The sequence below is a fragment of the Pseudonocardia abyssalis genome (genome assembly GCF_019263705.2).
In the GTDB taxonomy this organism is placed as follows: Bacteria; Actinomycetota; Actinomycetes; order Mycobacteriales; family Pseudonocardiaceae; genus Pseudonocardia; species Pseudonocardia abyssalis.
This window is the reverse complement of record NZ_JADQDK010000001.1, coordinates 3,883,323-3,907,922: the sequence shown is the minus strand read 5'-3', so window position 1 is coordinate 3,907,922 and position 24,600 is coordinate 3,883,323. Positions and strand designations below refer to the sequence as shown.

Genomic DNA, 24,600 nt, shown 5'->3' with positions numbered 1-24,600 from the left:
GGTGTGTCGCGGTCGCTTCTACGACTCTGCGGAGCAGGGCCGAGATCTTTGCCATCCGCAGAAAGTATCGTTAGCGTTACCTAAGTGAACCACGGTGACGATCGGTCGCGGAAGCTCTTCCCCCTCACCCGTGCGCAGCGCGGGGTCTGGGCGGCGCAGCAGCTGTTCCCCACCGCGACGGCGTACCGGGTCGGCCAGCTGGTGTGGCTCGACGGCGACGTCGACACCGCGTTGTTCGCGGAGGCCGTGGCCCGGACGTTCACCGAGTCGGCCGCGCTGCGGGCGCGGTTCACCGACGGCGACGGGCCGCCGCAGCAGTGGGTCGACGACGCCGCCGAGCTGCCCACCGGCATCGTCGACGACGCCGCCGACGACGTGGAGATCCGCCGCCGCGTCCGGGAGTCGTTCGACGTGGCGACGGACCTCTCGGGGCCCGTCGTCTCCTCCTCGACCCTGCACCGCCGTACGGACGGCGACTGGGTCTGGGCGTTCGCGACGCACCACGTACTGGTCGACGCCTACGGCCTGTCCCTGTTCACCCGCCGGGTCGGTGAGATCTACTCGGCCCGCCTCGGCGGGGAGGAGCCGGTGGCGCGCTGGTACGGCGAGTGGTCGGACGTCGCCGCCGCCGAGGGCGCGCAGGCCGTGGATCCCCCCGCCGCCCCGGGTCGCAGATCCACCCGGCCGCGCTGGGACACGGTGTTCGCGGTCAGCGAGGCACGGGGCCACGCCGCGGGCGTCGACTCCGAGGGCCTGTTCGCGATCTCGGACCAGCGCGCGCCGCTGCCGCTGCCGTCGTCGATCGGGGCCGACCTGAAGGCCGCGGCCCGCGGCTCCCGGGTGAACTGGGCCGCCTACGTGACCGCGCTGTGGGGCGTCTACGACGCACTCGCGGAAGGCCGGCAGGAGCTGCTCCTGCGCGTGCCGTTCATGATGCGGCACGACGCCGCCGCGCTCCGCACGCCCGGGATGCTGGTCACCACCCTCCCGGTCGCCGTGCGCCTCACGGGCGACGCGACGGTCGGCGACGTCGCCCGCGACGTCGCCGAGCAGCTGCGGACGACCGGCCGCGACGAGCGCTGGACCGAGGAGCGGATCGCCCGGAGCTGGCCCGGGGGCGAGCTGGACTACCGGACCCTCCCACTGATCAACATCAAGGCGTTCGACTACGAGGCCCGGTTCGGCGCCGTCGTCGGACGCCAGGAGACCGTCAACCCCGGACCGGTCGGGCGCCTCGACCTCACCGTCTACTCCGACCCGGTCCACGGGTTCCGCATGGAGCTGGCCGGCAACGAGGCGTTCACGGACGCGGCCGGCCTCGCGCGGCACGCGGAGAACTTCGCCCGGTTCGTCGAGGCCGTCGTCGACGGCGACCCGACCGAGCGCGTCGCGGAGCTGCCGTCGGTGGTCGGTGGATCCGACGGCGCGCGCGTCGACGCGTGGTCGACGGGACCGTCGATCGACCGCGAGCCGACCGATCTGGACGCGCTCATCCGCGCCCAGGCGACGCGGACCCCGGACGCGGTCGCGATCATCGACGACGGGGACGGGGACACCCTGACCTTCGCGCAGTTCGACGTCCGGACCAACGCGCTGGCGGCGCTCCTCGTCGAGCGCGGCGTCGGGGCGGGGGACCGGGTGGGCGTGCTGCTGCCGCGCTCGGCCGACCTCGTCGTGACCCTGGCTGCGGTCGCCCGGGCCGGGGCGGCGTGGGTCCCGGTCGACACCTCGTACCCGCCGGACCGCGTGGAGTACGTGTTCACCGACGCCGGGGTGTCGGCCGTCATCACCGACACCGCGACCGCCGCGGCCCACCGGGAGGGGCTCGCGGGCGTCCACGCGGAGCGGGTCTGCCTCGACGACGCGGGCGTCGTGGCGGAGCTGGAGCGCGGCCGGGCCGCGGCGCCGGTGCTCGCCCGACCGCTCGTCCCCGCCGACACGGCCTACTTCGTCTACACCTCCGGTACGACGGGCCGCCCGAAGGGCGTCCGCGTCACGCACCGGGGCATCGTGAACCGGCTGCTGTGGGCCGTCGAGGTCCACGGTCTCGGGCCCGAGGACCGGATCCTGCAGAAGACCCCCGCCACCTTCGACGCGTGCATGTGGGAGTTCTTCGGCGGGCTGCTGGTCGGCGGCACGGTCGTCGTCGCGCGTGACCAGGGCCACAGGGACCCGGAGTACCTCGCCGACGTCATCGCGCGCCGGCGGGTGACGGTGACGCACTTCGTCCCGTCGATGCTCCAGGCGTTCCTCACCTCGGAGCCCGACCCGGCGCGGCTGAGGTCGCTGCGGCAGGTCTTCGTCTCGGGCGAGGCGTTCCCCGTCGCGGCGGTGGCGCAGGCCCGCCGCGTGTTCGGCGACGCGCGCATCGACAACGTGTACGGGCCGACCGAGACCACGGTCGACGTCACCTACCTGCCCCTGGACACCCCGGACGGCCCCCTCGCCCTGGATCCGCGCCTGTCCGTCGTGCCGATCGGCGGCCCGCCCCCGAACGTGAGCACCCTCGTCCTCGACGGGTGGTTGCGTCCGGTCGGGCCGGGAGTGGTCGGCGAGCTCTACATCGGCGGTGTGCAGCTCGCCGACGGGTACGCAGGGCGGTTCGGCCTGACGGCGGAGCGGTTCGTCGCCGATCCGTTCGGGGCCGCCGGTTCGCGGCTGTACCGCACGGGCGACCTGGTCCGGTGGGACGACACCGGCAGCCTGGAGTACCTGGGCCGCACGGACGACCAGGTGAAGGTCCGCGGTTTCCGGATCGAGCTGGACGAGGTCCGCGCGGTTCTGGAGCAGCATCCGGACGTCTCGGGGGCCGCGGTGCTCGCCCTCGAGAACCCCGCCGGGGGGAAGTTCCTGGCCGCGTACGTGACGGGCACCGTGCTCGCGGACGACCTGCGCGGGTTCGCGGGAACGGTGCTGCCGGACTACATGGTCCCGACGACCGTGACGCGGATCGAGACGTTCCCGGTCACGGCGAACGGGAAGCTGGACCGGGCCGCGCTGCCGGTGCCGGACCTGGGTGCCGGTGGTGGGGGCGGGCGTGCCGCGGAGTCGGCGGCGGAGCTCGTGCTGGTGTCGGTGTTCCGGGACGTGCTGGCCCTGGACGAGGACGCCGTCGTGTCGGTCGAGGACGACTTCTTCCGCCTGGGCGGCGACAGCATCCTGTCGATCCAGGTCGTGACCCGGGCGCGGCGGCTCGGGGTGCTGGTGACCGCGGCCGAGGTGTTCACCGCGCGGACGGTGGCCGCTCTGGCGGGGCTGTCGCAGCGGCGGGCCTCCGCGGAGGTCCCCGGTGCCCCGGCGGAGGTGGCGGAGTCCGGGTTGTGGCCGATCGCCGCCGCTGCGGTGGACATGCCGGGGTTCGGGGCGTTCACGCAGTCGTTCGTGTTCACCACGCCGGCCGGGCTCGACGAGGACGTGCTGGGGCGGGTGCTGGGCCGGGTGGTCGAGCACCATCCCGCCCTGCGGGGCCGTCTGGTCCGCGGCGACGGGGCGGTCCGGTTCGAGGTCGGCGAGCCGGGTGCGGTGGTGGTGGGGGACCGGTTGCGGGTCGAGCCGTCGGAGGGCTGGGCCCGCCGGGTCGACGGGCTCACGGCGGAGCTGTCGGAGTCGCTGGACCTCGACGCGGGTGTGCTGTGGCGGGCGGTCTGGTTCCCGGGTGCGGGCCGGCTGCTGTGGGTGATCCACCACCTCGTCGTGGACGGCGTGTCGTGGCGGATCCTCGGTGACGACCTGGTGCAGGCGTGGGAGATCGAGACCGGACGGTCCTCCGAGGCGTTGGCGCCGGTGGGGACGGGTCTGCCCGGCTGGTCCGCGGCGCTCGCCGCCCGGGCGGCGGACCCGGACGTCACGGCGCAGGCCGACCACTGGGCCGGTGTCGTCACCGGGGCCGACCCGTTGCTGGGGTCGCGGGCGCCGGACCCGGTCCGGGACACCTACGCGTCGGTCGACCGGATCGAGGTCTCGCTTCCGGCGGAGGTCACCCGCGCCGTGCTGACGGCGGTGCCGCACGTGCTGTCCGCGGGGGTCGACGACGTCCTGCTGGGCGCGCTCGCCGTCGCGGTGGGGGCGTGGCGGGCCGGTCGGGGTGTGGACCACCGTCGGGTGCTGGTCGGTCTGGAGGGCCACGGCCGGGAGGAGGCCCTGATCCCGGGGAGCGACCTGTCGCGGACGGTCGGCTGGTTCACGACCTGGTACCCGGTCGGGCTCGACACCGACGACGTCGACCCGGTGGCCGCGGTCAGCGGACCGGACGCCGCGGCGGATGCGGTGCTGCGGGTGAAGGAGCACCTGCGCGCCGTCCCGGCCCGCGGGATCGGCTACGGCCTCCTGAGGCCCGCGCTGCCGGAGGGGAACAGCCCGCAGATCGGGTTCAACTACCTGGGCCGGTTCTTCAGCACCGCCGACGCGTGGGCCACCGCCCCCGAGCACCCGGGGCTGCGCGCGCATCTCCCGCGGGAACGACCGCTGCCCGCGCTGATCGACATCAACGCGGCGGTCGTGGGCGCGGGCGGCGACGCCGCGCTCGTCGCCACGTTCGACATCGCCCGCTCCGCCGTCCCCGCGAGCGACGTCCGCGAGATCGCGGACCTCTGGGTGCGGACGCTCTCGACGCTGCGCGCCTTCTCCGACGCCGCGCCGGTCGCGCGCCGCTCACCGTCCGACGTCACCGCGGACGGCGTCACCCAGGCCGACCTCGACGGGTGGACGGCCCGCTACGGCGAGGTCTCCGACGTCCAGCCGCTGACCCCGCTGCAGCGGGGAATCGTCGTCGAGTCCCTGCTCGCAGACCCGGGCGACGGGGAGTCCGGCGGCATCGACGTCTACGTCACCCAGACCGTCCTGCGGCTCGAGGGCGACCTCGATCCCGACCGGCTGCGCGGCGCGTTCGCGCACGTGCTGGAGCGGTACCCGAACCTGCGCACCGCGATCGCGCCGACCGCGGCGGGCGAGCACGTCGCGGTCGTCCCGCGTGCGACGACGGTGCCGTTCGCCGTCGAGGACGCCGCGGGAGACCCCACCGCCGTGCGGCGCGCGGCCGACCGTGACCGCGCCGTCGCGTTCGACCTCGGGGCGACCCCACTGCTGCGGGTGTGCCTCGTGCGCACCGCCCCCCACACGCGCACCGCCCCCGAGACGCACAGTGCGGTGCTCACGATGCACCACGTGCTCGCGGACGGCTGGTCCATGCCCCGCCTCGTCCAGGCGCTGGTCGAGGCCTACCGGTCGCCGGCGGAGACGTCGTCGCCCGTGCCCGATCGCGCCCACCGCGACTTCCTCGTCTGGCTGAACGCCCAGGACGAGGCCGCGTCGGTGACGCGCTGGACGCACGCCCTGGGCGCCGTCGAGGAGCCCACCCTCGTGGCCCCCGGCGTCTCCTCGGGATCGACCGCGTTCCCCGACGAGCGCCTCGTCGAGCTGGACCCGGACCTCTCCGCCGCGCTCCACCGGGCCGCCCGGCGGGTCGACGCCACGTTGAGCAGCCTCGTGCAGGCCGCCTGGGGCGTCCTCCTCACCACGGTCACCGGGCAGGACACCGTCGTGTTCGGCGCGATCGTCTCCGGGCGGCCCGCCGACGTCGACGGCATCGAGGACGCGGTCGGACTGTTCATCAACACGGTCCCCATCCCCGTCGCCGTCGGCGCGAACCCCTCACTGGCCGACCTCGTCCGGCAGGTGCAGGAGCACAACACCGGGCTGATCGAGCACCACCAGGTGCCGCTCACGGAGCTGCACCGCGCGACCGGGCACAACCCCCTGTTCGACACGGTCGTCGTGTACGAGAACTACCCGTTCGACGAGGTCGGCCGCCCCACGGACCGCCCGGCCGAGCTCGTCGTCGCCGACATCGAGATCCGCGACTCGACCCACTACCCGCTCGCCCTCGCGGTGCTGCCCACGGCCGACCGCATCGGGTTCCGCCTCACCTCCCGACCCGACCGGTTCGACGCGGCCGCCGTCGACCGGTTCTGCGCCGTGTTCCTGCGGATCCTCGAGGCCTTCGCCGTCGACGCGGCCGCCGACACCCGCATCGCCGACCTGGACGTCGCGGGCGTCGTGGACACGGACGAGACCCCCGGTGCCGGCCCGGCCGCGACGATCGACTCGCTCCTGCGCGAGCGGGCCACGGCGACACCGGATGCGGTCGCGCTCGTCGACGACCACGACGGCACCCGGCTCACCTACGCCCGGCTGCACGCGCGGATCGACGCCGCCGCCGCGCTGCTCGCCGAGCGCGGGATCGGCGCCGCGGACCGCGTCGCCGTGCTCCTGCCTCGGTCGACGGAGCTGGTGGTCGTGCTCGCGGCAGTGCTCCGCGCGGGCGCCGCCTACGTCCCGGTCGATCCCGCACACCCCGCGGAACGGATCGCGCGGATCCTCGCCGAGTCCGGGGCCGTCCTCGTCGTGACCGACGGCCCGGTCGGCGCCCCGGCGCCCACGCTCCTCCTCGACGACGTGCGGTCCCGCCTCGACTCCGGGGCGTCCGCGACGCCGTCGCGCCCCGTCGCGGCGGGCGACACGGCGTGCGTCGTCTTCACCTCGGGCACGACGGGCCTGCCCAAGGGCGTCGCGCTGTCGCACCGCGCGCTGGTCAACCGGCTCTCCTGGGGCCGGGAGGTCCTCGGACACGGTCCCGGGTCCGTCGCGCTGGCCAAGAGCGGCCTCGGGTTCGTCGACGCCGTGACCGAGCTGTTCGGCCCGCTCGTCGCGGGGGCGACGGTCGTGGTCGTGCCCGATCCGGTCGCCGGCGACCCGGCGGCCCTGGTCGAGGCGATCCGTCGGCACCGCGTCACGCACCTGCTCACCGTGCCGTCGCTGGCCGACGCGATGGCGCCGGACGCGGCGCTGGGGTCGCTGCGGTCGTGGGTCTCCTCCGGTGAGGCGCTCACCCGGGCCACGGCCGGGCGGATGCGCCGGGTGGCGCCGGGCGCGGTCCTGCGCAACTTCTACGGCTCCACCGAGGTCACCGGCGACGCCACGCTCGACACGGTGCCCGCGACCGGCGCGATCACCCTGGGCGCACCGCCCGTCGGCACCTCCGTCCGCGTCCTGGACCGGTGGCTGCGTCCGGTCGGGCCGGGCGTGGTGGGGGAGCTGCACGTCGGTGGTGTGCAGCTCGCCGACGGGTACGTGGGCCGGGCCGGTCTGACCGCGGAGCGGTTCGTCGCCGACCCGTCCGGGTCGGGCGGGCGGCTGTACCGCACCGGTGACGTGGTCCGCCGCGACGTCGACGGCCGGCTCCACTACCTCGGCCGGGTCGACGACCAGGTGAAGGTGCGCGGGTTCCGGGTCGAGCCGGACGAGGTCCGGGCGGTGCTGGAGCGGCATCCCGACGTGTCGGGGGCCGCGGTGCTCGCCCTCGACCACCCGGCCGGGGGGAAGTTCCTCGCGGCGTACGTGACGGGCCCTGTGCCCGTGGACGCCCTGCGCGCGTTCGCGGGGACGGTGCTGCCGGGCCACATGGTCCCGACGGCCTTCACCCGGGTGGACGAGTTCCCGGTCACGGCGAACGGGAAGCTGGACCGGGCGGCACTCCCGGTCCCCGACCTCGGCGCGAGTACCGGCGGACGCGAGCCCGGGACCGACACCGAGATCGTGCTCGCGGGCGTGTTCCGCGACGTCCTGGCGCTGGACGAGGACGCCGCCCCGTCCGTCGACGACGACTTCTTCCACCTCGGCGGGCACTCCCTGCTCGCGACGCGGGTCGTCGCACGGGTGAACGCCGCGCTGGGCTCGGCCCTGACGCTGCGCGACGTGTTCGACCACCCGACCGTCGCGGCACTGGCCCGCGTCGTCGGCGACGGCGGACCGGGCCCGCTGCTGCGCGTGGGGTCCCTCGAACGGCCAGCGGACCTGCCGGTCTCCTACGGGCAGCAGTCCCTGTGGCTGATCGAGCGCCTCGGCGGCCCGGCCGGGCGGTACACCGTGCCGGTCGTGATGCGGCTCGCCGGCGACGTCGACGAGGCGTCGCTGGGTGCCGCGCTGCGCGACGTGGTCTCCCGCCACGAGGCGCTGCGCACCCTCCTCGTCGAGGACGACGGGCGGCTGCACCAGCGCATCGTCGCGGCCGACCGCGCCGCCGATCTGCTGCCCCTGACCGCGGAGGACGTCACCGGCGCCGACGCGGTCGACGCGCGGATCACCGAGCTCGTGCAGACCGGGTTCGACCTGGCCACCGACATCCCGGTCCGGGCGGGGCTGCTGCGCCTGTCCGCTGCGGAGCGCGTGTTCGTCCTCGCCCTGCACCACCACGCGGTCGACGAGTGGTCGCTGCGCTCGCTGCTCGGTGACCTGTCCACGGCCTACCGTGCGCGCGTCGCCGGGCACGCGCCGCAGTGGACGCCGTTGACGGCCCAGTACGCGGACTACGCGCTCTGGCAGCGCCGGGCGCTCGGCGACGCCGCCGACCCGGACTCCGCGCTCGCGGCCCACCTGCGGCACTGGCGCGACGCGCTCGCGGACGCCCCGGAGGAGTCGACGATCTGCGCGGACCGCGTCCGGCCCGCGGAGCCGGGCCACCGCGGCGCGGACGTGTCGTTCGCCCTGGACCCCGACACCGTCGACGGCCTGCGTCGGGTCTCCGACGGGTCGGGGGCCACGATGTTCATGATCGCCCAGGCCGCCGCCGCGGTGACGGTGTCGGTGCTCGGCGGCTCCGACGACGTCGTCATCGGTTCCCCGGTCGGGGGCCGCACGGCCGACGGCCTCGAGGACCTGGTCGGCTACTTCGTCAACACCCTCGCGGTCCGGCACCGCCTGGGCCGCGCCGACACCCTCGCCGACGTGCTCGCGGCGACGCGGCGGACCGTGCTGGACGGGCTCGCCCACCAGGACGCACCGTTCGAGCAGGTCGTGGCGGCGTCCGGCGCGGAGCGGTCCGTCAACCGCAACCCGCTCTTCCAGGTCATGCTCACCCACCACATCGGTGCGCAGACGCAGGGACTCGTCCTCGACGGCGTCGACGTCGCCACGCGCCCGGTCACGCTGGGGGCCGCGAAGGTCGACCTCGACCTGGCGTTGCAGGAGACGCCCGCGGGCGTCACCGGGTTCCTCACCTACGCCACCGACCTGTTCGACCGGTCCACGGCGGACCGGTTCGTCGCCGTCTTCCGCAACGCGCTGCACGCCGTCGCGACGACGCCCGACGCCCGGATCGCCGATCTCGCCCTGCTCCCCGACGCACCCGGTCCGCTGGCGGGACCCGTGCTCGACGTCCCCGGCACCACGCTCGACGCGCTGGTCCGCGCGCAGGCCGCGGCGTCACCCGACGCCGTCGCGGTGGTCCACGACGACGGGACGGAGCTGACCTACGCGGAGTTCGACGCGCGGGTGGACGCCCTGGCCCACGTCCTGCTCGACGCCGGTGTCGCGACGGGCGACCGGGTGGCGGTGCTCGTGGGGCGCCACGCGCGGCAGGTCGTCACGCTCGCCGCGGTGCTGCGCGCCGGCGCGGCGTACGTGCCGATCGACCCGGCGTACCCGACGGAGCGGATCGGGTTGGTCCTGGAGGACGCGGCCCCGAGCGTCGTGGTCGCCGACGCGGCGGCCGCGTCCGCGCACGCCGCGGCGCTGACCGGTGTGCGGCTGGTGGACCCGGCCGAGGCCGCGATCGGTGGCCCCCCGGTCCTCGCGCGTCCGCTGACCCCCGCCGACGCGGCGTACGTGATCTTCACGTCCGGCACGACCGGGCGGCCCAAGGGCGTCGTGGTCCCGCACCGCGCGATCGTGAACCTGATCCGGTGGCGGCAGGGCGTCTTCCCGCTGCGGGCGGGCGACCGGGTGCTCCAGAAGTCCTCGGTCGGGTTCGACGTGTCCGTCCCGGAGTTCTTCTGGCCGCTCGCGGTGGGCGCCGCCGTCCGCATGATCCGCGACGGCGGGGAGAAGGATCCCGCCTACCTCGCGGCGCTGCTGCGCACCGAGAGCTTCGGGTACGCGGACTTCCTGCCGAGCGTCGTCCGGGCGCTCGTCGACGACGGCGAGGACCTGTCGACGTTCCGCGTCCGGCACGTCACGGTGGGCAGCGAGAGCGTGCCGGTGTCGGTCGCGCGGGAGCTGCGCGCTCCGGGGCGCACGGTCTGGAACCTGTACGGGCCGACGGAGGCGACGGTCGAGGCCGTCGGCTACGACGTCGCCGGGCTCTCCGACGACGCGACCTCCACCCCGATCGGCGGTCCCCTCGCCAACACCTCCGTCCACGTCCTGGACGGCTGGTTGCGCCCGGTCGGACCGGGCGTGGTGGGCGAGCTGCACCTCGGCGGTGTGCAGCTCGCCGACGGGTACGTGGGCCGGGCCGGTCTGACCGCGGAGCGGTTCGTCGCCGACCCGTCCGGGTCGGGCGGGCGGCTGTACCGCACCGGTGACGTGGTCCGCCGCGACGTCGACGGCCGGCTCCACTACCTCGGCCGGGTCGACGACCAGGTGAAGGTGCGCGGGTTCCGGATCGAGCCGGACGAGGTCCGGGCGGCGCTGGAGCAGCACGCCGAGGTCTCGGGCGCGGCCGTGCTGGCCGTGGACCATCCGGCCGGGGGCAGGTTCCTGGCGGCGTACGTGACCGCCGCCGCCGGTGCGGCGGCGGATGCCGAGGCCTTCGCGGAGGCCGTGCGGACGTTCGCCGGATCGGTGCTGCCGGACTACATGGTCCCCACGACGGTGATCCGCGTGGACACGTTCCCGGTCACCGCGAACGGCAAGCTGGACCGGGCGGCGCTGCCGGTGCCGGACCTGGGTGGAGGCGGTGGCCGGGCCGCGGAGTCCCCGACCGAGCGCGCGCTGGTGTCGGTGTTCCGCGACGTGCTGGCCCTGGCGCCCGCTGCCGGGCTGTCGGTCGACGACGACTTCTTCCGCCTGGGTGGCGACAGCATCCTGTCGATCCAGGTGGTGTCGCGGGCCCGGCGGCTCGGCGTGGTGGTGACCGCGGCGGAGGTGTTCACCGCGCGGACGGTCGCGGCTCTGGCGGAGCTGTCGGACGGGCGGGCCGGGGCTCCGGTCGCGGCCGTGGGAGTGGTCGCGGAGTCGGGGCTGTGGCCGATCGCCGCGTCCGCGGTGGACGACCCCGGGTTCGGGGCGTTCACACAGTCGTCGGTGTTCACCACCCCGGCCGGGCTCGACGAGGACCTGTTGGGGCGGGTGCTGGGCCGGGTGGTCGAGCACCACCCCGCCCTGCGGGGCCGCCTGGTCCGCGGTGACGGTGCGGTCCGGTTCGAGATCCGGGACCCCGGTGCCGTGGTCGTGGGGGACCGGTTGACGGTCGAGCCGTTCGACGGCTGGGTCGGGCGGGTCGACGAGCTCACGGCGGAGCTGTCGGAGTCGCTGGACCTCGAGGCCGGTGTGCTGTGGCGGGCCGTGTGGTTCCCGGGCGACGCCGAGGGGCGCCTGCTGCTGGTCGTTCACCACCTCGTCGTGGACGGGGTGTCGTGGCGGATCCTCGGCGACGACCTGCGCCACGCCTGGGAGATCGAGACCGGGCGCGGCACCGACGCGCTGACGCCGGTCGGGACGGGTCTGCCCGCCTGGTCGGCGGCCCTCGCCGCCCGCGCTGCGGACGCGGACGTCACGGCGCAGGCCGACCACTGGGCCGGTGTGGTGTCCGGCGTGGATCCGTTGCTGGGGTCGCGGGCGCCGGACCCGGCCCGGGACACCTACGCGACCGTCGGCCGGGTCGAGGTGTCGGTCCCGGCGGAGGTCACCCGTGCGGTCCTGACCGCGGTCCCGCACGCGTTGTCCGCGGGGGTCGACGACGTCCTGCTGGGTGCGTTGACGGTCGCGGTCGGCGCGTGGCGGGCGGAGAAGGGTGTGGACCACCGGCGGGTGCTGGTGGGTCTGGAGGGTCACGGCCGGGAGGAGACGCTGGTCCCGGGCAGTGACCTGTCCCGGACGGTCGGCTGGTTCACGACCTGGTACCCGGTCGCGCTCGACACCGGCGAGATCGACCCGGTGGCGGCGGTGTCCGGCCCGGATGCCGCGGCCGATGCGGTGCTGCGCGTCAAGGAGCACCTCCGCGCTGTCCCGGCCCGCGGCATCGGGTACGGGCTCGTGGGTCCCGCGCTTCCGGAGGGGAACCGCCCGCAGATCGGCTTCAACTACCTGGGGCAGTTCTCCACCGCCGATGCCGGCGGTGCGTGGGCCGCCGCGCCCGAGCGCCCGGGACTGCAGGCGCACCTCCCCGAGGATCTCCCGCTGCCCGCCGTGATCGACGTCAACGTCGCCGCCGTGCCGGACGGCACCGGCGGGCAGGTGCTGACGGGTGTCGTCTCCTACGCGGCGGGGATCGTCGGCGAGATCGACGTCCGCGAGATCGTCGACCTGTGGGTCGAGGCGCTCACCACCCTGCACGCCCGCACCCCCCGCGGGATCCGCCGCTCCCCGTCCGACCTCACCGCGCGCGGCCTGACCCAGGCCGACGTCGACGGGTGGGAGGCCCGCTACGGCCACCTCGCGGACGTGCAGCCGCTGACGCCGCTGCAGCAGGGCATCGCCTTCGAGGCGATCATCGGAGGGTCGGGTGTCGGCGCCTCGGTCGGCGTGGACGTCTACACCACCGAGACCGTCCTGCACCTCGACGGCGACCTCGACGTCGACCGGCTGCGGCGCGCGCTCGACGCCGTGCTCGACCGGCACCCGCACCTGCGGGCGGCGATCGCGGCCACCGGGTCGGGGGAGCACGTCGCCGTGATCCCCGTCGACGTCGAGGTGCCGCTGACGGTCCTCGACGCGTCCGGTGCCCCGGACCCGGCGGCGGCCCGCCGGCAGGCGGCGGACGCCGCCCGCGCCGTGACCTTCGATCTCGCGTCCGCGCCGCTGCTGCGCACGACCGTCGTCACGACGGCGCCGCGGGAGCACGCGGTCGTCCTCACGATGCACCACGTCCTCGCGGACGGCTGGTCCATGCCCCGGTTCGTCCGGGAGCTCCTGGAGGCGTACGGATCCCCGGGGGCCGCGCGCACGGGCACCACCGGAGCCGATCCCGCGTACCTCGCCTTCCTGCGCCGGCTCGACGACCGTGACCGTCCCGCGACGACCGCGGCGTGGACGCGCGCGCTGGCCGCGGTCGAGGAGCCCACGCTCCTCGCCCCCGGCGCCGCGCCGGTGTCCGAGGGGTTCCCCGAGGAGATCGCGTTCGCGGCCGACGCCGACACCACCGCAGCGCTGACCGCCGTCGCGCGGAGCGCGGGGTCGACGCTGAACAGCGTCGTGCAGACGGCGTGGAGCGTGTTCCTGTCCACCGTCACCGGGCAGGACACCGTGGTGTTCGGGTCGACCGTGTCGGGCCGCCCCGCCGACATCGACGGCATCGAGGACGCGATCGGGCTGTTCATCAACACGATCCCCACCCCGGTCACCGTCGACGGCACCGCGGGCCTGGCCGAGCTCGTCCGGCGGGTGCAGGACCAGAACACCCGCCTGCTCGAGCACCACCACGCCCCGCTGTCGGAGCTGCAGCGGCTCGCCGGGCACAGCCCGCTGTTCGACACGATCGTCGTCTACGAGAACTACCCGCTGGACGGGAGCGACATCGGCCGCTCCCACGGCGGCGTCCGGCTCCGCGACGTCACCGGCCGCGACGCGACCCACTACCCCCTCGCCCTGGCCGTCATCCCCGGTGCGACCGGGATCGCGTTCCACCTCACCTACCGGGCCGACCTCCTCGGCGCGGCCACGGCGCAGCGGTACGCGGCCGCCTTCCGGGGGATCCTGGAGACGATCGCGACGGAGCCCGAGCGGCGGATCGCCGACCTGCGCACCCTCCTGCCCGCCGACGAGCGCGACCTCGCGGCCTGGTCCACCGGACCCGTCGTGGGCGGGTCCGACACGACGCTGGACGCACTGCTGCGTGCGCAGGCGGCCCGCACCCCGGAGGCGGTCGCCGTCGTGGGCGACGACGGCCACGCGGTCACGTACGCGCAGTTCGACGCGCGGGTCAACGCCCTCGCGCACGTCCTGGTGGCGCGTGGCGTCGCGGTCGGCGACCGGGTGGGGATCGTCCTGCCCCGCAGCGCCGACCTCCTCGTCGCGGTGGTCGCCGCCGTCCGAGCCGGCGCCGCCTACGTGCCCGTCGACCCGCAGTACCCGGCCGAGCGGATCGGCTCCGTCCTCGACGACGCCGACCCGGCCGTCGTGCTGACGGACTCACGCACGTCCGCCGCACTCGACCGCGCTCGGCCGGTCGTCGAGATCGACCACCGCGGCGTCGCGGACGCGCTCGACGCCGGCCGCGTCGGGCCGCCCGTGCTCGCACGGCCCCTCGTGCCCGCCGACACCGCGTACGTGATGTTCACGTCCGGCACCACGGGCCGCCCCAAGGGCGTCGCCGTCCCGCACCGGGCCATCGCGAACCTGATCGCCTGGCGGCAGTCCACGTTCCCGCTGGCCGCGGGCGACCGCGTGCTGCAGAAGTCGTCCGTCGGGTTCGACGTGTCGGTCCCCGAGATCTTCTGGCCCCTCGCCGTGGGTGCCGTCGTCCGGCTGATCCGCGCCGGGGGTGAGAAGGACGGCGCCTACCTCGCCGACCTGCTCCGCACCGAGCGCTTCGGGTACGCCGACTTCCTGCCGACGGTCGTCGGCGCGCTCACCGCGGGCGGCGACGACCTGTCCTCGCTGCGGGTCGACCACGTCACGGTCGGCAGCGAGAGCGTCCCGCCCCGGGTCGCGCGGGCCCTCACCGCTGCGGGGCGCGCGGTCTGGAACATGTACGGGCCCACCGAGGCCGCCGTCGAGATCGCCGGGTACGACGTCGCCGGGCTCCCCGCCGACGCGACCACGACCCCGATCGGCCGCCCCCTGCCCCACTCGTCGTTCCGCGTGCTCGACACGTGGCTGCGCCCGGTCGCCCCCGGCACACCCGGCGAGCTGTACCTCGGGGGAGCCCAGCTCGCCCAGGGGTACCTCGGCCGTCCCGCCCTGACCGCGGAGCGGTTCGTCGCCGACCCGTCCGGTGGCGCGGGGGAGCGGCTGTACCGCACCGGTGACGTGGTCCGCTGGAACGACGACGGCCAGCTCGAGTACCTCGGCCGGGTCGACGACCAGATCAAGGTGCGCGGCTTCCGGATCGAGCCGGACGAGATCCGCACCGCGCTCGAACTGCACCCCGACGTGTCGGGGGCCGTCGTGCTCGCGCTCGACCATCCGGCCGGCGGGAAGCAGCTCGCCGCGTACGTCACGGGGCCGGACTCACCGGACGTGGAGACAGCACTGCGGGCGTACCTCGCCGCCCGCCTGCCGGAGTACATGGTGCCCGCCGCGATCCTGGTCGTGGACGCGTTCCCGACGCTCGCGAACGGCAAGGTCGACCGCCGCGCGCTCCCCGCACCCGAGCTGGGCGGCGGCGGTGGGCGTGCGGCCGAGTCGGAGACCGAGCGGGTCGTCGCCGCGGTGTTCCGCGACGTGCTCCGCCTGCCCGCGCACGTCGACCTCGGCGCGGACGACGACTTCTTCCGCCTCGGCGGCGACTCGATCCTGTCGATCCAGGTCGTGTCCCGGGCCCGGCGCGCGGGTGTCGTCGTCTCGGCCGCGGAGGTCTTCACCGTGCGCACGGTCGGCGGGCTGGCCGCGCTGGCCGACGGCCGGGCCGGGACCGCGAGCGCATCCCTCCCTGAGGTGTCCGACTCGGTCCTGCTGCCCATCGCGGCGCAGCACGTCGGCGAGCCCGGGTTCGCGTCCTTCACGCAGTCGTTCGTGTTCGTGACCCCGCCGCAGCTCACCGCCGACCGGCTCGAGCGGATCCTGGCGCGCGTCGTCGACCATCACGGCGCCCTGCGCGGGCGACTCGTCCGCGACGACACAGGATGGCGGTTCCGCGTCGAGGAGCGCACGGCGACGCACGTCGCCGACCGCCTGAGCGAGGAGGCCGCCTGGTCGCCGGACCGCCTGCGATCCGCCACCGAGCGCCTCTCGCTGGACCTGGACCCCGAGGGGGGCGTGCTCTGGCGCGCCGCCCGGTTCCCCGGTGACGACGACGGGGCCTCCACCGGACGCCTGCTGCTCGTGGTCCACCACCTCGTCGTGGACGGGGTCTCCTGGCGGATCATCGGCGACGACCTGCGCCACGCCTGGGAGCTGGAGACCGGCGCGGTGACGGAACCGCTGCCGCCGACCGGCATGAGCGTCACGACCTGGGCGGAGGCGCTCGCGCGCCGCGCCGCGGACGACGACGTCGTCGGGCAGCTCGCGCACTGGACCGCCGCGACGGCCGACGCGGGAGCGCCGCTCGGCACCCGGCCGCTCGACCCGGCCGTGGACACCTATGCAGTGGCGGGGGCGGTCCCGCTTGAGGTCTCCGCCGAGGTGACCGGATCGCTCCTGGTCGACCTGCCGTGGCTGCTGACGGCGGGCGTCGACGACGTCCTGCTCGGCGCACTCACCAGCGCGGTCGGCGCCTGGCGCGCCACCCGTGGCACCGAGCAGGGCGCGGTGCGCGTGGGGCTGGAGGGCCACGGCCGCGAGGAGTCGCTGGTCCCGGGCAGCGACCTGTCGCGCGCGATCGGGTGGTTCACCGCCTGGTACCCCGTCTCGCTGTCCACCGACGACGTCGATCCCACCGCCGCGGTCGCGGACCCTCGTGCCGGGGCCGACGCGGTCCTCCGGGTCAAGGAGCACCTGGCCCGCGTCCCCGCCACGGGCGTCGGGTTCGGGCTGCTGCGCCACGTCAACCCGGACACGCGCGGCGCCCTCGCGAGCGGCGCGGCTCCGCACATCGGGTTCAACTACCTCGGCCGGTTCACGGCGACGCCGCAGGCACAGCAGCCGTGGGACAACGCGGCGGACGCCGCCGGTGTCGACGGGTACGTCGCCGGGGAGCTGCCGCTGCCCGCGGCGCTCGACGTCAACGTCGAGGCCGTCGACTCCGGGGACGGTCCCGTCCTGCGCGGCACGCTCACCTACGCGACGGGCCTGCTCACCGAGGCCGACGCCGCGGAGCTGGCCGCGCTCTGGACGCGCGCGCTCACGACGCTGCACGACTACGCCCGCGGCACCCGGGCCGTCCGCCGCTCCGCCTCCGACCTCACCGCGGACGGCGTCGGCGCCCACGACATCGAGGTGTGGGAGGACCGCTACGGCCCGCTGAGCGACGTCCAGCCGCTGACCCCGCTCCAGGAGGGCCTCGCGTTCCAGGCGGGGCTCGCCGCCGAGGACGTCGACGTCTATGTCGTGCAGAGCGTCTTCCACCTCTCCGGGCCCGTCGACGCCGGTCGGCTGGAGACGGCACTGGGCCGCGTGCTGGAGCGGTACCCGAACCTGCGCGCCGGGATCGCGCCGCTCGCGGGCGGCGCTTCCGTCGCCGTCATCCCCGAGACGGTCGCGATCCCGTTCCGGGTCGTCCACGACGTCGCCGAGCCCGCGGAGCGCGTGCGACAGGTCGCCGACGAGGACCGCCTGACGCCCTTCGAGCTCGACCGGCCCCCGCTCGTGCGCGCGGCCCTGGTCAGCGGAACGGACACCGAGCACCAGTTCGTCCTGACGCTGCACCACGTCCTCGTCGACGGGTGGTCCACCCCGCTGCTGATCACGGCGCTGTTCGAGGCGTACGCCGATCCCGGGCGGCGCCCCGAGCCCGAGACCGCCTACCGGGAGTTCCTGACCTGGCTCGGTCGTCGCGACCGCGCCCGGTCCGAGGCCGCCTGGACCCGCGCGCTGGAGCCGGTGACCGGAGCCACGCTCGTGGCGGGGCGCCCCGGGATCGGTGTCACCGAGTCCACCCTGGCCGTCGTCGACGGCGGGGTGGGCGCCGCGGCGTTCGGGGAGCTGTCCGGCCTCGACGCCGGGGCCACGATCAACACCGTCGTCCAGACGGCGTGGGGCATCGCGCTCGGCGAGCTGCTCGGGGAGGAGACCGTCGTCTTCGGCGTGATCGTCTCCGGGCGCCCGGCGGACGTCGACGGGATCGAGGACGCCGTCGGCCTGTTCATCAACACGATCGCCACGCCCGTGACGGTCCGCGACGGCCTCGCGTTCTCGGAGCTGGTCTCCCGGCAGCAGGAGCAGAGCACCGCCCTGCTGGAGCACCATCAGGTCCCGCTGTCGGACCTGCACCGGATCGCGCGGCAGACCCCGCTGTTCGACAGCCTCGTCGTCTACGAGAACTACCCCGCCGACGCGGAGAGCCGGGACCGCGTCGAGCGGGCCACGGGCTTCGCCGTGCGCGACGTGGCGGGCAGCGACGCGACGCACTACCCCGTCACCCTCATCGTCGAGCCCGGCGGGACCCTGGGCCTGCGCGTGGCGTACATGCCCTCGCTGGTGTCGCGGGAGACGGCGGAGCGCCTGCTGGAGACGACGCGGCTCGTGCTGGAGCACGGGGCGCGCTCCCCGCGCCTGAGGGTCGCCCACCTGCGCGAGCTCGTCCGCGTCGCGCGGACGGCCGCGTCCCCGGACGGGGCGCCGCACGCGGGCTACCGACTCCCGCTCGCCGGGTTCGGCATCGGGGACGCGGACCTGTGGCGCGCCGCCGTCACGCAGGTCTCGCACGCACTCTCCGCACCGGCCTGCCTCGCGGTCGACGAAGCGGGTGCCGGCTGGATCGTCACCGACGCGACGCCGAACCCCGGGGCGCTCGACGTCGTCGCCGACCTCCTGCCCGCCCTCGTGGCGGCGTACCGGGCGGGGGCGGTCCTCGAGGTCGTGCCCGCCCCGGACGCCGGGGCCGTCGGGGACTCCTCGGACGAGGCGCTGGAGGCGATCCTCGACGACCCGTTCTGGGAGGACTGGCTGGACGCCTTCGTCGATGTCGCGCCCGTCGAGCTGCCGCGCCGCGCGGGCGGCGAGGACCGCGGCCGCTGCGGTGTCGCGGCCTCGCGCGGGTCGGTCCGGGAGGCCGCCGCGCCCGCCGACGAGCGGGCGTCGGCGATCGGGGCGCTGCTGCGCGCACTCGGTCCCGACCTCGCCGACGGTGCCGTCGTCGAGATCGAGGAACCGGCGCGCCCGTCCGCGACCCGGCGGTTCCCGGTCGCGGTCGGCGGGGCCCCGTCGGGAGCCGACGCCGGCCTCGCGTGGGAGCCCCGGCACGCCGACGAGCACGCGATGCTGCTCGCGAGCCCGGTCTTCGCCCGCTACCTCGACGACGTGCCCGAGCCCGTCCTGCGCATCGGCGTGTTCCGCACCGGAGCCCGGCCGCTGGCGGACGACGGGCACCCCGACGACGTCGGGGTGAGCGCACGGATCCTCGTCGGGCCCGACGAGGAGCTGACCGTCGAGGTCCGCGTCGCGCCCGGCGTCGACCTCGACGCGCCCGCCGTCGCCGCCGCCCTCGCCGCCGACCTCGACGAGTACGGGCTCGCCCTGCTGCCCCTCCTGGCGCAGGCCGGGCCGACCCTGCGCCGCGTCGACCGGTTGCCGATCACGGCCGCCGAGGCCGAGCAGGTGCGGGCCCGGTACGGGACCGACGCCGAGGTGCTGCCGCTCTCCCCGCTGCAGAGCGGCCTGCTCTACCACATGGTCCGCGCGCGCGAGACCGACGACCACCACGCCTACGTCTCGCAGGTCACCCGCGAGCTGACGGGCTCCGTCGACCCCGCCCGCATGGCGGACGCGATCGCGACCGTGCTGGGCCGCTACCCGAACCTGTCCGCCGGGTTCGTCGCGCTCGGCGAGGGGGAGGTGCAGGTCCTCCCGGCCCGGGGGCCCCTCCCGTTCCGGGTCGTCCTGCGCGACGGCCGGCACACGACGGACGCGGAGGCGTTCTTCGCGGCCGAGCGCACGGCGCCGTTCGACCACGAGGAGCCGCCGCTGCTGCGGTTCGTCCTCCTGGAGCGGGCCGCGTCCGAGTGGACGCTCGCGATGACCTTCGAGCACATCCTCATGGACGGCTGGTCGCTGAACCTCGTGATGGGGGAGATCCTCTCGATCTACGGCGACCCGACGTACGCCGACCGCACCCCCGCCGCGTCGTTCCGCACCTACCTCGACTGGCTCGCCGGCCGCGACGGCGACGCGGCCCGCTCCGCGTGGCGCGACTACCTCGCCGACCTGCCCGGCCCGTCGGTGATCTGGGCGGAGGGTGGAGACCTCACGGGCGACCGGATCGAGACCGGCGAGGTCCACCGGGACCTCGCCGCCGTGGAGGCCGCGCGGGTGTACGCCGCCGCGCGCGAGGCGCGGGTGACGGTCGGCACGCTGCTGCAGGTCGCGTGGGGTATCGCGCTGGGGCGGCTCACCGGCAGCGGGGACGTGGTCTTCGGCAACACCGTGTCCGGCCGACCGCCCGAGCTCGACGACGCCGAGCGGATCGTCGGCCTGCTGTTCAACACGCTGCCGATGCGGGTGCGCCTCGACCCGTTCGAGACCCTCGCCGACATGCTGGCCCGGGTGCAGGGCGAGCAGGCGGAGGTCATCGACCACCTCTACGCCTCGCTCAGCGACATCCAGGACGACGCCGGTGTCGGCGCGCTGTTCGACACGCTGTTCGTCGTCCAGAACTTCCCGTACCGCGCCGCCGGGGCCGACTCCGCCGCCGCGGCCGACCACGACGCGGCGGTGACCGGCGGCGGCCTGAACGACGCCACGCACTACCCCGTGACGTTCGCGGTGAACCCGTGGATGGACGGTGACCGGGCGTCGGTGCACGTCCGGCTGTCGTTCCGGCGCGACGCCTTCGACGACGCCGCCGCGCAGACGTTGTGCGAGCGCTACGTCCACGTGCTGCGTTTCCTCGTGGACCACCTCGACGAGCCGGTGGGCCGCGTCCCCGCGCTGCTGCCCGGAGAGGAGGTCCGCGCAGGCGCGGTGACCGACCCCCCGGTCGACGAGGTGACCGTCGCCGGCCTGCTGGAGGAGCGGGTGGGGCGCTCGCCCGACCGGATCGCGCTCGTCGCGCGCGGGCGCCGGTTCACCTTCGCGGAGTTCGCCGCCGAGGTGCACCGGTACGCGCGTCTCCTGATCGAGCGCGGCGTCCGCCCCGAGCACCGGGTCGCGCTGCTGCTGCCGCGCGACGAGCGCATGGTCGTCGCCATGTTCGCGGTGTTCGCGGTCGGCGCGGCCTACGTGCCCGTCGACGCCGAGCACCCCGACGACCGGATCGCGCACATGCTCGACGTCGCACGGCCCACCGTCACCCTCGTCACCGACCGGGACGCCGCGCGCCCCGGGTCGGGGGCGGGCGACGTCGTGAACCTGGACGACGCCGCGGTGCGCGACCGGATCGCCGCCCTGCCCGCGTCCGCGATCACCGCGGCCGAGCGCGGGGGCGGGGTCTCGCTCGACCACCTCGCGTACATCATCTTCACGTCCGGTTCGACGGGCCGCCCCAAGGGTGTCGCGATCGGCTACCGCGGCCTGACGAACATGTACGCCAACCACGTCGAGAAGATCTTCGACCGCGTCGTCGCGCACCAGGGCGGCCGCAGCATGCGGATCGCGCACACCACGTCGTTCTCCTTCGACGCCTCGTGGGAGCAGCTGTTCTGGATGCTGAACGGCCACGAGGTGCACGTCATCGACGAGGAGCTGCGGCGCGAGCCCGAGCGCCTCCTGGCCCACTACGACGCCGAGCACATCGACGGCTTCGACGTGACCCCGTCCTACGGGCAGCTGCTCGTGGACCAGGGGATGCTGGACCGCGACCGCCCGACGGGCCGATCGGTGGCCGCCGACGGCGAGGGCGTCGTCTTCGTCTCCCTCGGCGGCGAGGCCGTGCCCGAGCGGCTCTGGCAGCAGCTGCGCGACGCGCCGGGTGTGGAGGCCTACAACCTCTACGGGCCGACGGAGTACACGATCAACGCGCTCGGGGCCGACCTGGCCGACAGCCCGACGTCGAGCGTCGGCACGCCGATCCTCCACACCCGCGCCTACATCCTCGACACGAGCCTGCAGCCCGTGCTCGACGGCGTCGCGGGCGAGCTGTACCTCGCGGGCGCGGGCGTCGCCCGCGGGTACTGGGAGCAGCCCGCCGCCACCGCCGAGCGCTTCCCGGCCTGCCCGTGGGAGCCGGGCGCGCGGATGTACCGCACGGGGGACCTGGCGCGGTGGACCGCCCGGGGCGACATCGAGTACCTCGGCCGCACCGACGACCAGGTGAAGATCCGCGGGTACCGCATCGAGCCGGGGGAGGTCGCCGACGTGCTGGTGGCCGACCCGCAGGTGGCGCGCGCCGCCGTGGTCGCCCGCAGGGACGCCTCCGGGGCCACGCAGCTGCACGGCTACGTCGTGCCCGCCGCGGGGCTGCCGTCCTCGGTCGACCTCGACGCCGTGCGCGCCCGCGCGCGCGCCACACTGCCCGACTACATGTTGCCCGCGGGCCTCGCCGCGGTCGCGCAGATCCCGCTGACGGTCAACGGAAAGGTCGACGCCCGGGCGCTGCCCGCGATCGAGGTGGCCGGTGCGGAGCACACCCCGCCGCGCACCCCGACGGAGCAGCTGCTCGCCAGGGCGGCCGCGGAGCTGCTCGGGCTCGACCGGTACTCGGTGGCCGCGAACTTCTTCGAGAGCGGGGGCAACTCCCTGCTCGCGATGCGCCTGGTCGCGCGGGTCAACGCGGTGCAGCGTCCGGACGGGGGTGACCACGGCCTGCTGGTCCGCGACGTCTTCGCCCACCAGACGGTCGTGGCACTGGCCGAGCACCTCGACGGGTGGTCGGGCACGGCGGGCCCGACGGTGGGCGAGGCGATGCTGCTCCCGCTGCGCGAGGTCCCGGGCGACACGACGCTGTTCTGCTTCCACGAGTACACGGGCGTCGCCACGATGTACTCGCACCTCGTGCCGCTGCTCCCCGCCGACTGGTCGGTGTACGGCATCCAGGATCCGGTGCACGGCGGCGCGGACGTCGACTTCGCGGACTTCGCGGAGGCCTGCCGCGCGTACGCCGACGCGGTCGTGTCGCAGCGGCCGGAGGGCCCGTACGACCTGCTCGGCTGGTCCTACGGCGGGCATCTCGCGTACGGCGTCGCCCAGGAGCTGGACCGGCGTGGCCTGGGGGTGCGCGCCCTCGCGATCATCGACGCGATCCCGATCGCCGACGGGCCGCTGCAGGAGGACGTCGAGCCGGTCACGGTGACGATGGCCGACCTGCGGAGCGACACCGGGCTGCAGGACCGGATCGCCGCGACGATCGAGGAGGAGGTCGGACCCGAGCTGGGTGAGCGGATGTTCGGCGGCCTCGACGCCACGCAGCGCCGCGCGATCGCGGTCGCGGCGACCCGCGTCGACCTGCTGCTGACCGCTCCGACGGACGGCCGCCTCGACGTGCCGGCGCTACTGGTCGCGGCGGCGGGCGAGGACGACCGCCCCGATTCCTACACCGCGCAGCTGGAGGGCATGTGGTCCGCGTTCCTGCCGCGGCTGGAGACCGTGCGGGTGGACACCCCGCACTCCGAGATCGTGCTCGGCGCAGGTCAGGCGCAGCGCTGGGTGCCCGCGTTCGTCGACCTGGCCGACCGTTCCCCCGTTCCGACAGAAGGAGTCGAACACCGATGAACCCCCGAACCCCGATCATTCTCAGTGCCGAGCAGGTGGCGGCCGACGTCGCCGACGTCCTGTTCGCCGAGGTGGCCGACCTCGACGGCGAGTCGGACCTCCGCGACCAGGGCATGGACTCCGTGCGGGTCATGGAGCTGGTGGAGAAGTGGCGCGGCGACGGGATCGAGGGGCTCGACTACGTCGTGCTCGCCGAGGATCAGCGGCTCGCGCGCTGGGCCGCGGTGCTCGCCGGGCTCCAGGGCGTGGGCGAACCCGCGGGATGAGCGGTCACCGCGTCCTGCAGCCGACCGGCGAACCGCGCCAGGGCCTCCGCGCCCTGGCGTGCGACCTCGTGCGGCGGACGCGTGCGGTACCCGGGGTTGAAGATCTCCAGCGACAGCGGCCCCGCGTAACCCGCGGACACGACCGACGCAACGGGGGTCAGCAGGTCCATCTCGCCCTCGTCCGGGAAGCACCGGTGCCCGCGGCTCCACGAGACGAGGTCCAGGGCGAGCCAGGGGGCGTCGGCGAGCTGGAGGAACCCCACCGCGCCGTCGGGCAGCAGTTCCAGGTCGGCGGTGGTCTCGCCGCCCGCGAGGAGGTGGAACGTGTCGACGACGAGCGACAGGCCCGGGTGCGCCGCGGTCCGCACCGCGTCCCACGCGTCGGTGACGCGGTTGATGTGCGTGCCCCACACCAGTGCCTCGAACGCGACCTCCATCCCGTCCTCGGCCGCGGCGTCGGTCAGTGCGACGAGCTGCGAGACCGAGAGGTCGCGGCTGGGGTCGGCGTCGTCGTCGGTGTTGGAGACGACGAGGATCGAGCGTGCGCCGAGCTCGCCCATCACCCCGAGGTGGTGCCGGAACCGCGTCAGCACGGCGCCGAACTCGTCGGGGGAGACCCCCTCCGCGCGCCGGAACGGCTGGTACAGGTCGATGGTCAGGCCGAGGTCCGCGCAGCGCTGCGCGCACACCGCCGGGGTCATCCCCGAGGTGCGCAGGTCGTCGTCGAGCAACTCGATGCCGTCGAATCCCGCGGCGGCGGCGGCATCCAGCTTCTGTTCGAGGCTCCCGCCCAGGGAAACCGTCGCCATGCACGTCGTGAGGGTGTTCATGCCTGGTGCGCTCATCTCCTGGGAGAAGTTAGGTAAGCTTACCCTATATGGGTCACCAGGGGCCTGCATAGGAGTCGGGTCGTGCGGCGTCAGAGCGTGCAGCGGGC

Annotated in this window: 3 protein-coding genes; 2 read left to right on the top strand and 1 reads right to left on the bottom strand. The window is 75.1% G+C overall.

All coding sequences use genetic code 11. The features are described 5' to 3' along the window. Positions 1-84: 84 nt before the first annotated feature. Entirely contained in the window at positions 85-23,397 is a 23,313-nt protein-coding gene (locus I4I81_RS18885; protein WP_218616227.1) for a non-ribosomal peptide synthase/polyketide synthase, read from the top strand. Beyond that, positions 23,394-23,663 carry a phosphopantetheine-binding protein gene (locus tag I4I81_RS18880; protein WP_218600788.1) on the top strand — a complete coding sequence of 90 codons (270 nt, stop codon included), beginning with the start codon at positions 23,394-23,396 and terminating at the stop codon, positions 23,661-23,663. Before I4I81_RS18885 ends, I4I81_RS18880 begins: the two co-directional genes overlap by 4 nt. On the opposite strand, the gene I4I81_RS18875 is transcribed toward I4I81_RS18880, so the two are convergent. After that, the gene (locus I4I81_RS18875) at positions 23,597-24,472 is read right to left on the bottom strand and encodes a sugar phosphate isomerase/epimerase family protein (protein ID WP_225924631.1); all 876 of its coding nucleotides are present in this window, start codon (positions 24,470-24,472) and stop codon (positions 23,597-23,599) included. The genes I4I81_RS18880 and I4I81_RS18875 overlap by 67 nt on opposite strands. Between the last annotated feature and the right edge of the window lie 128 nt (positions 24,473-24,600).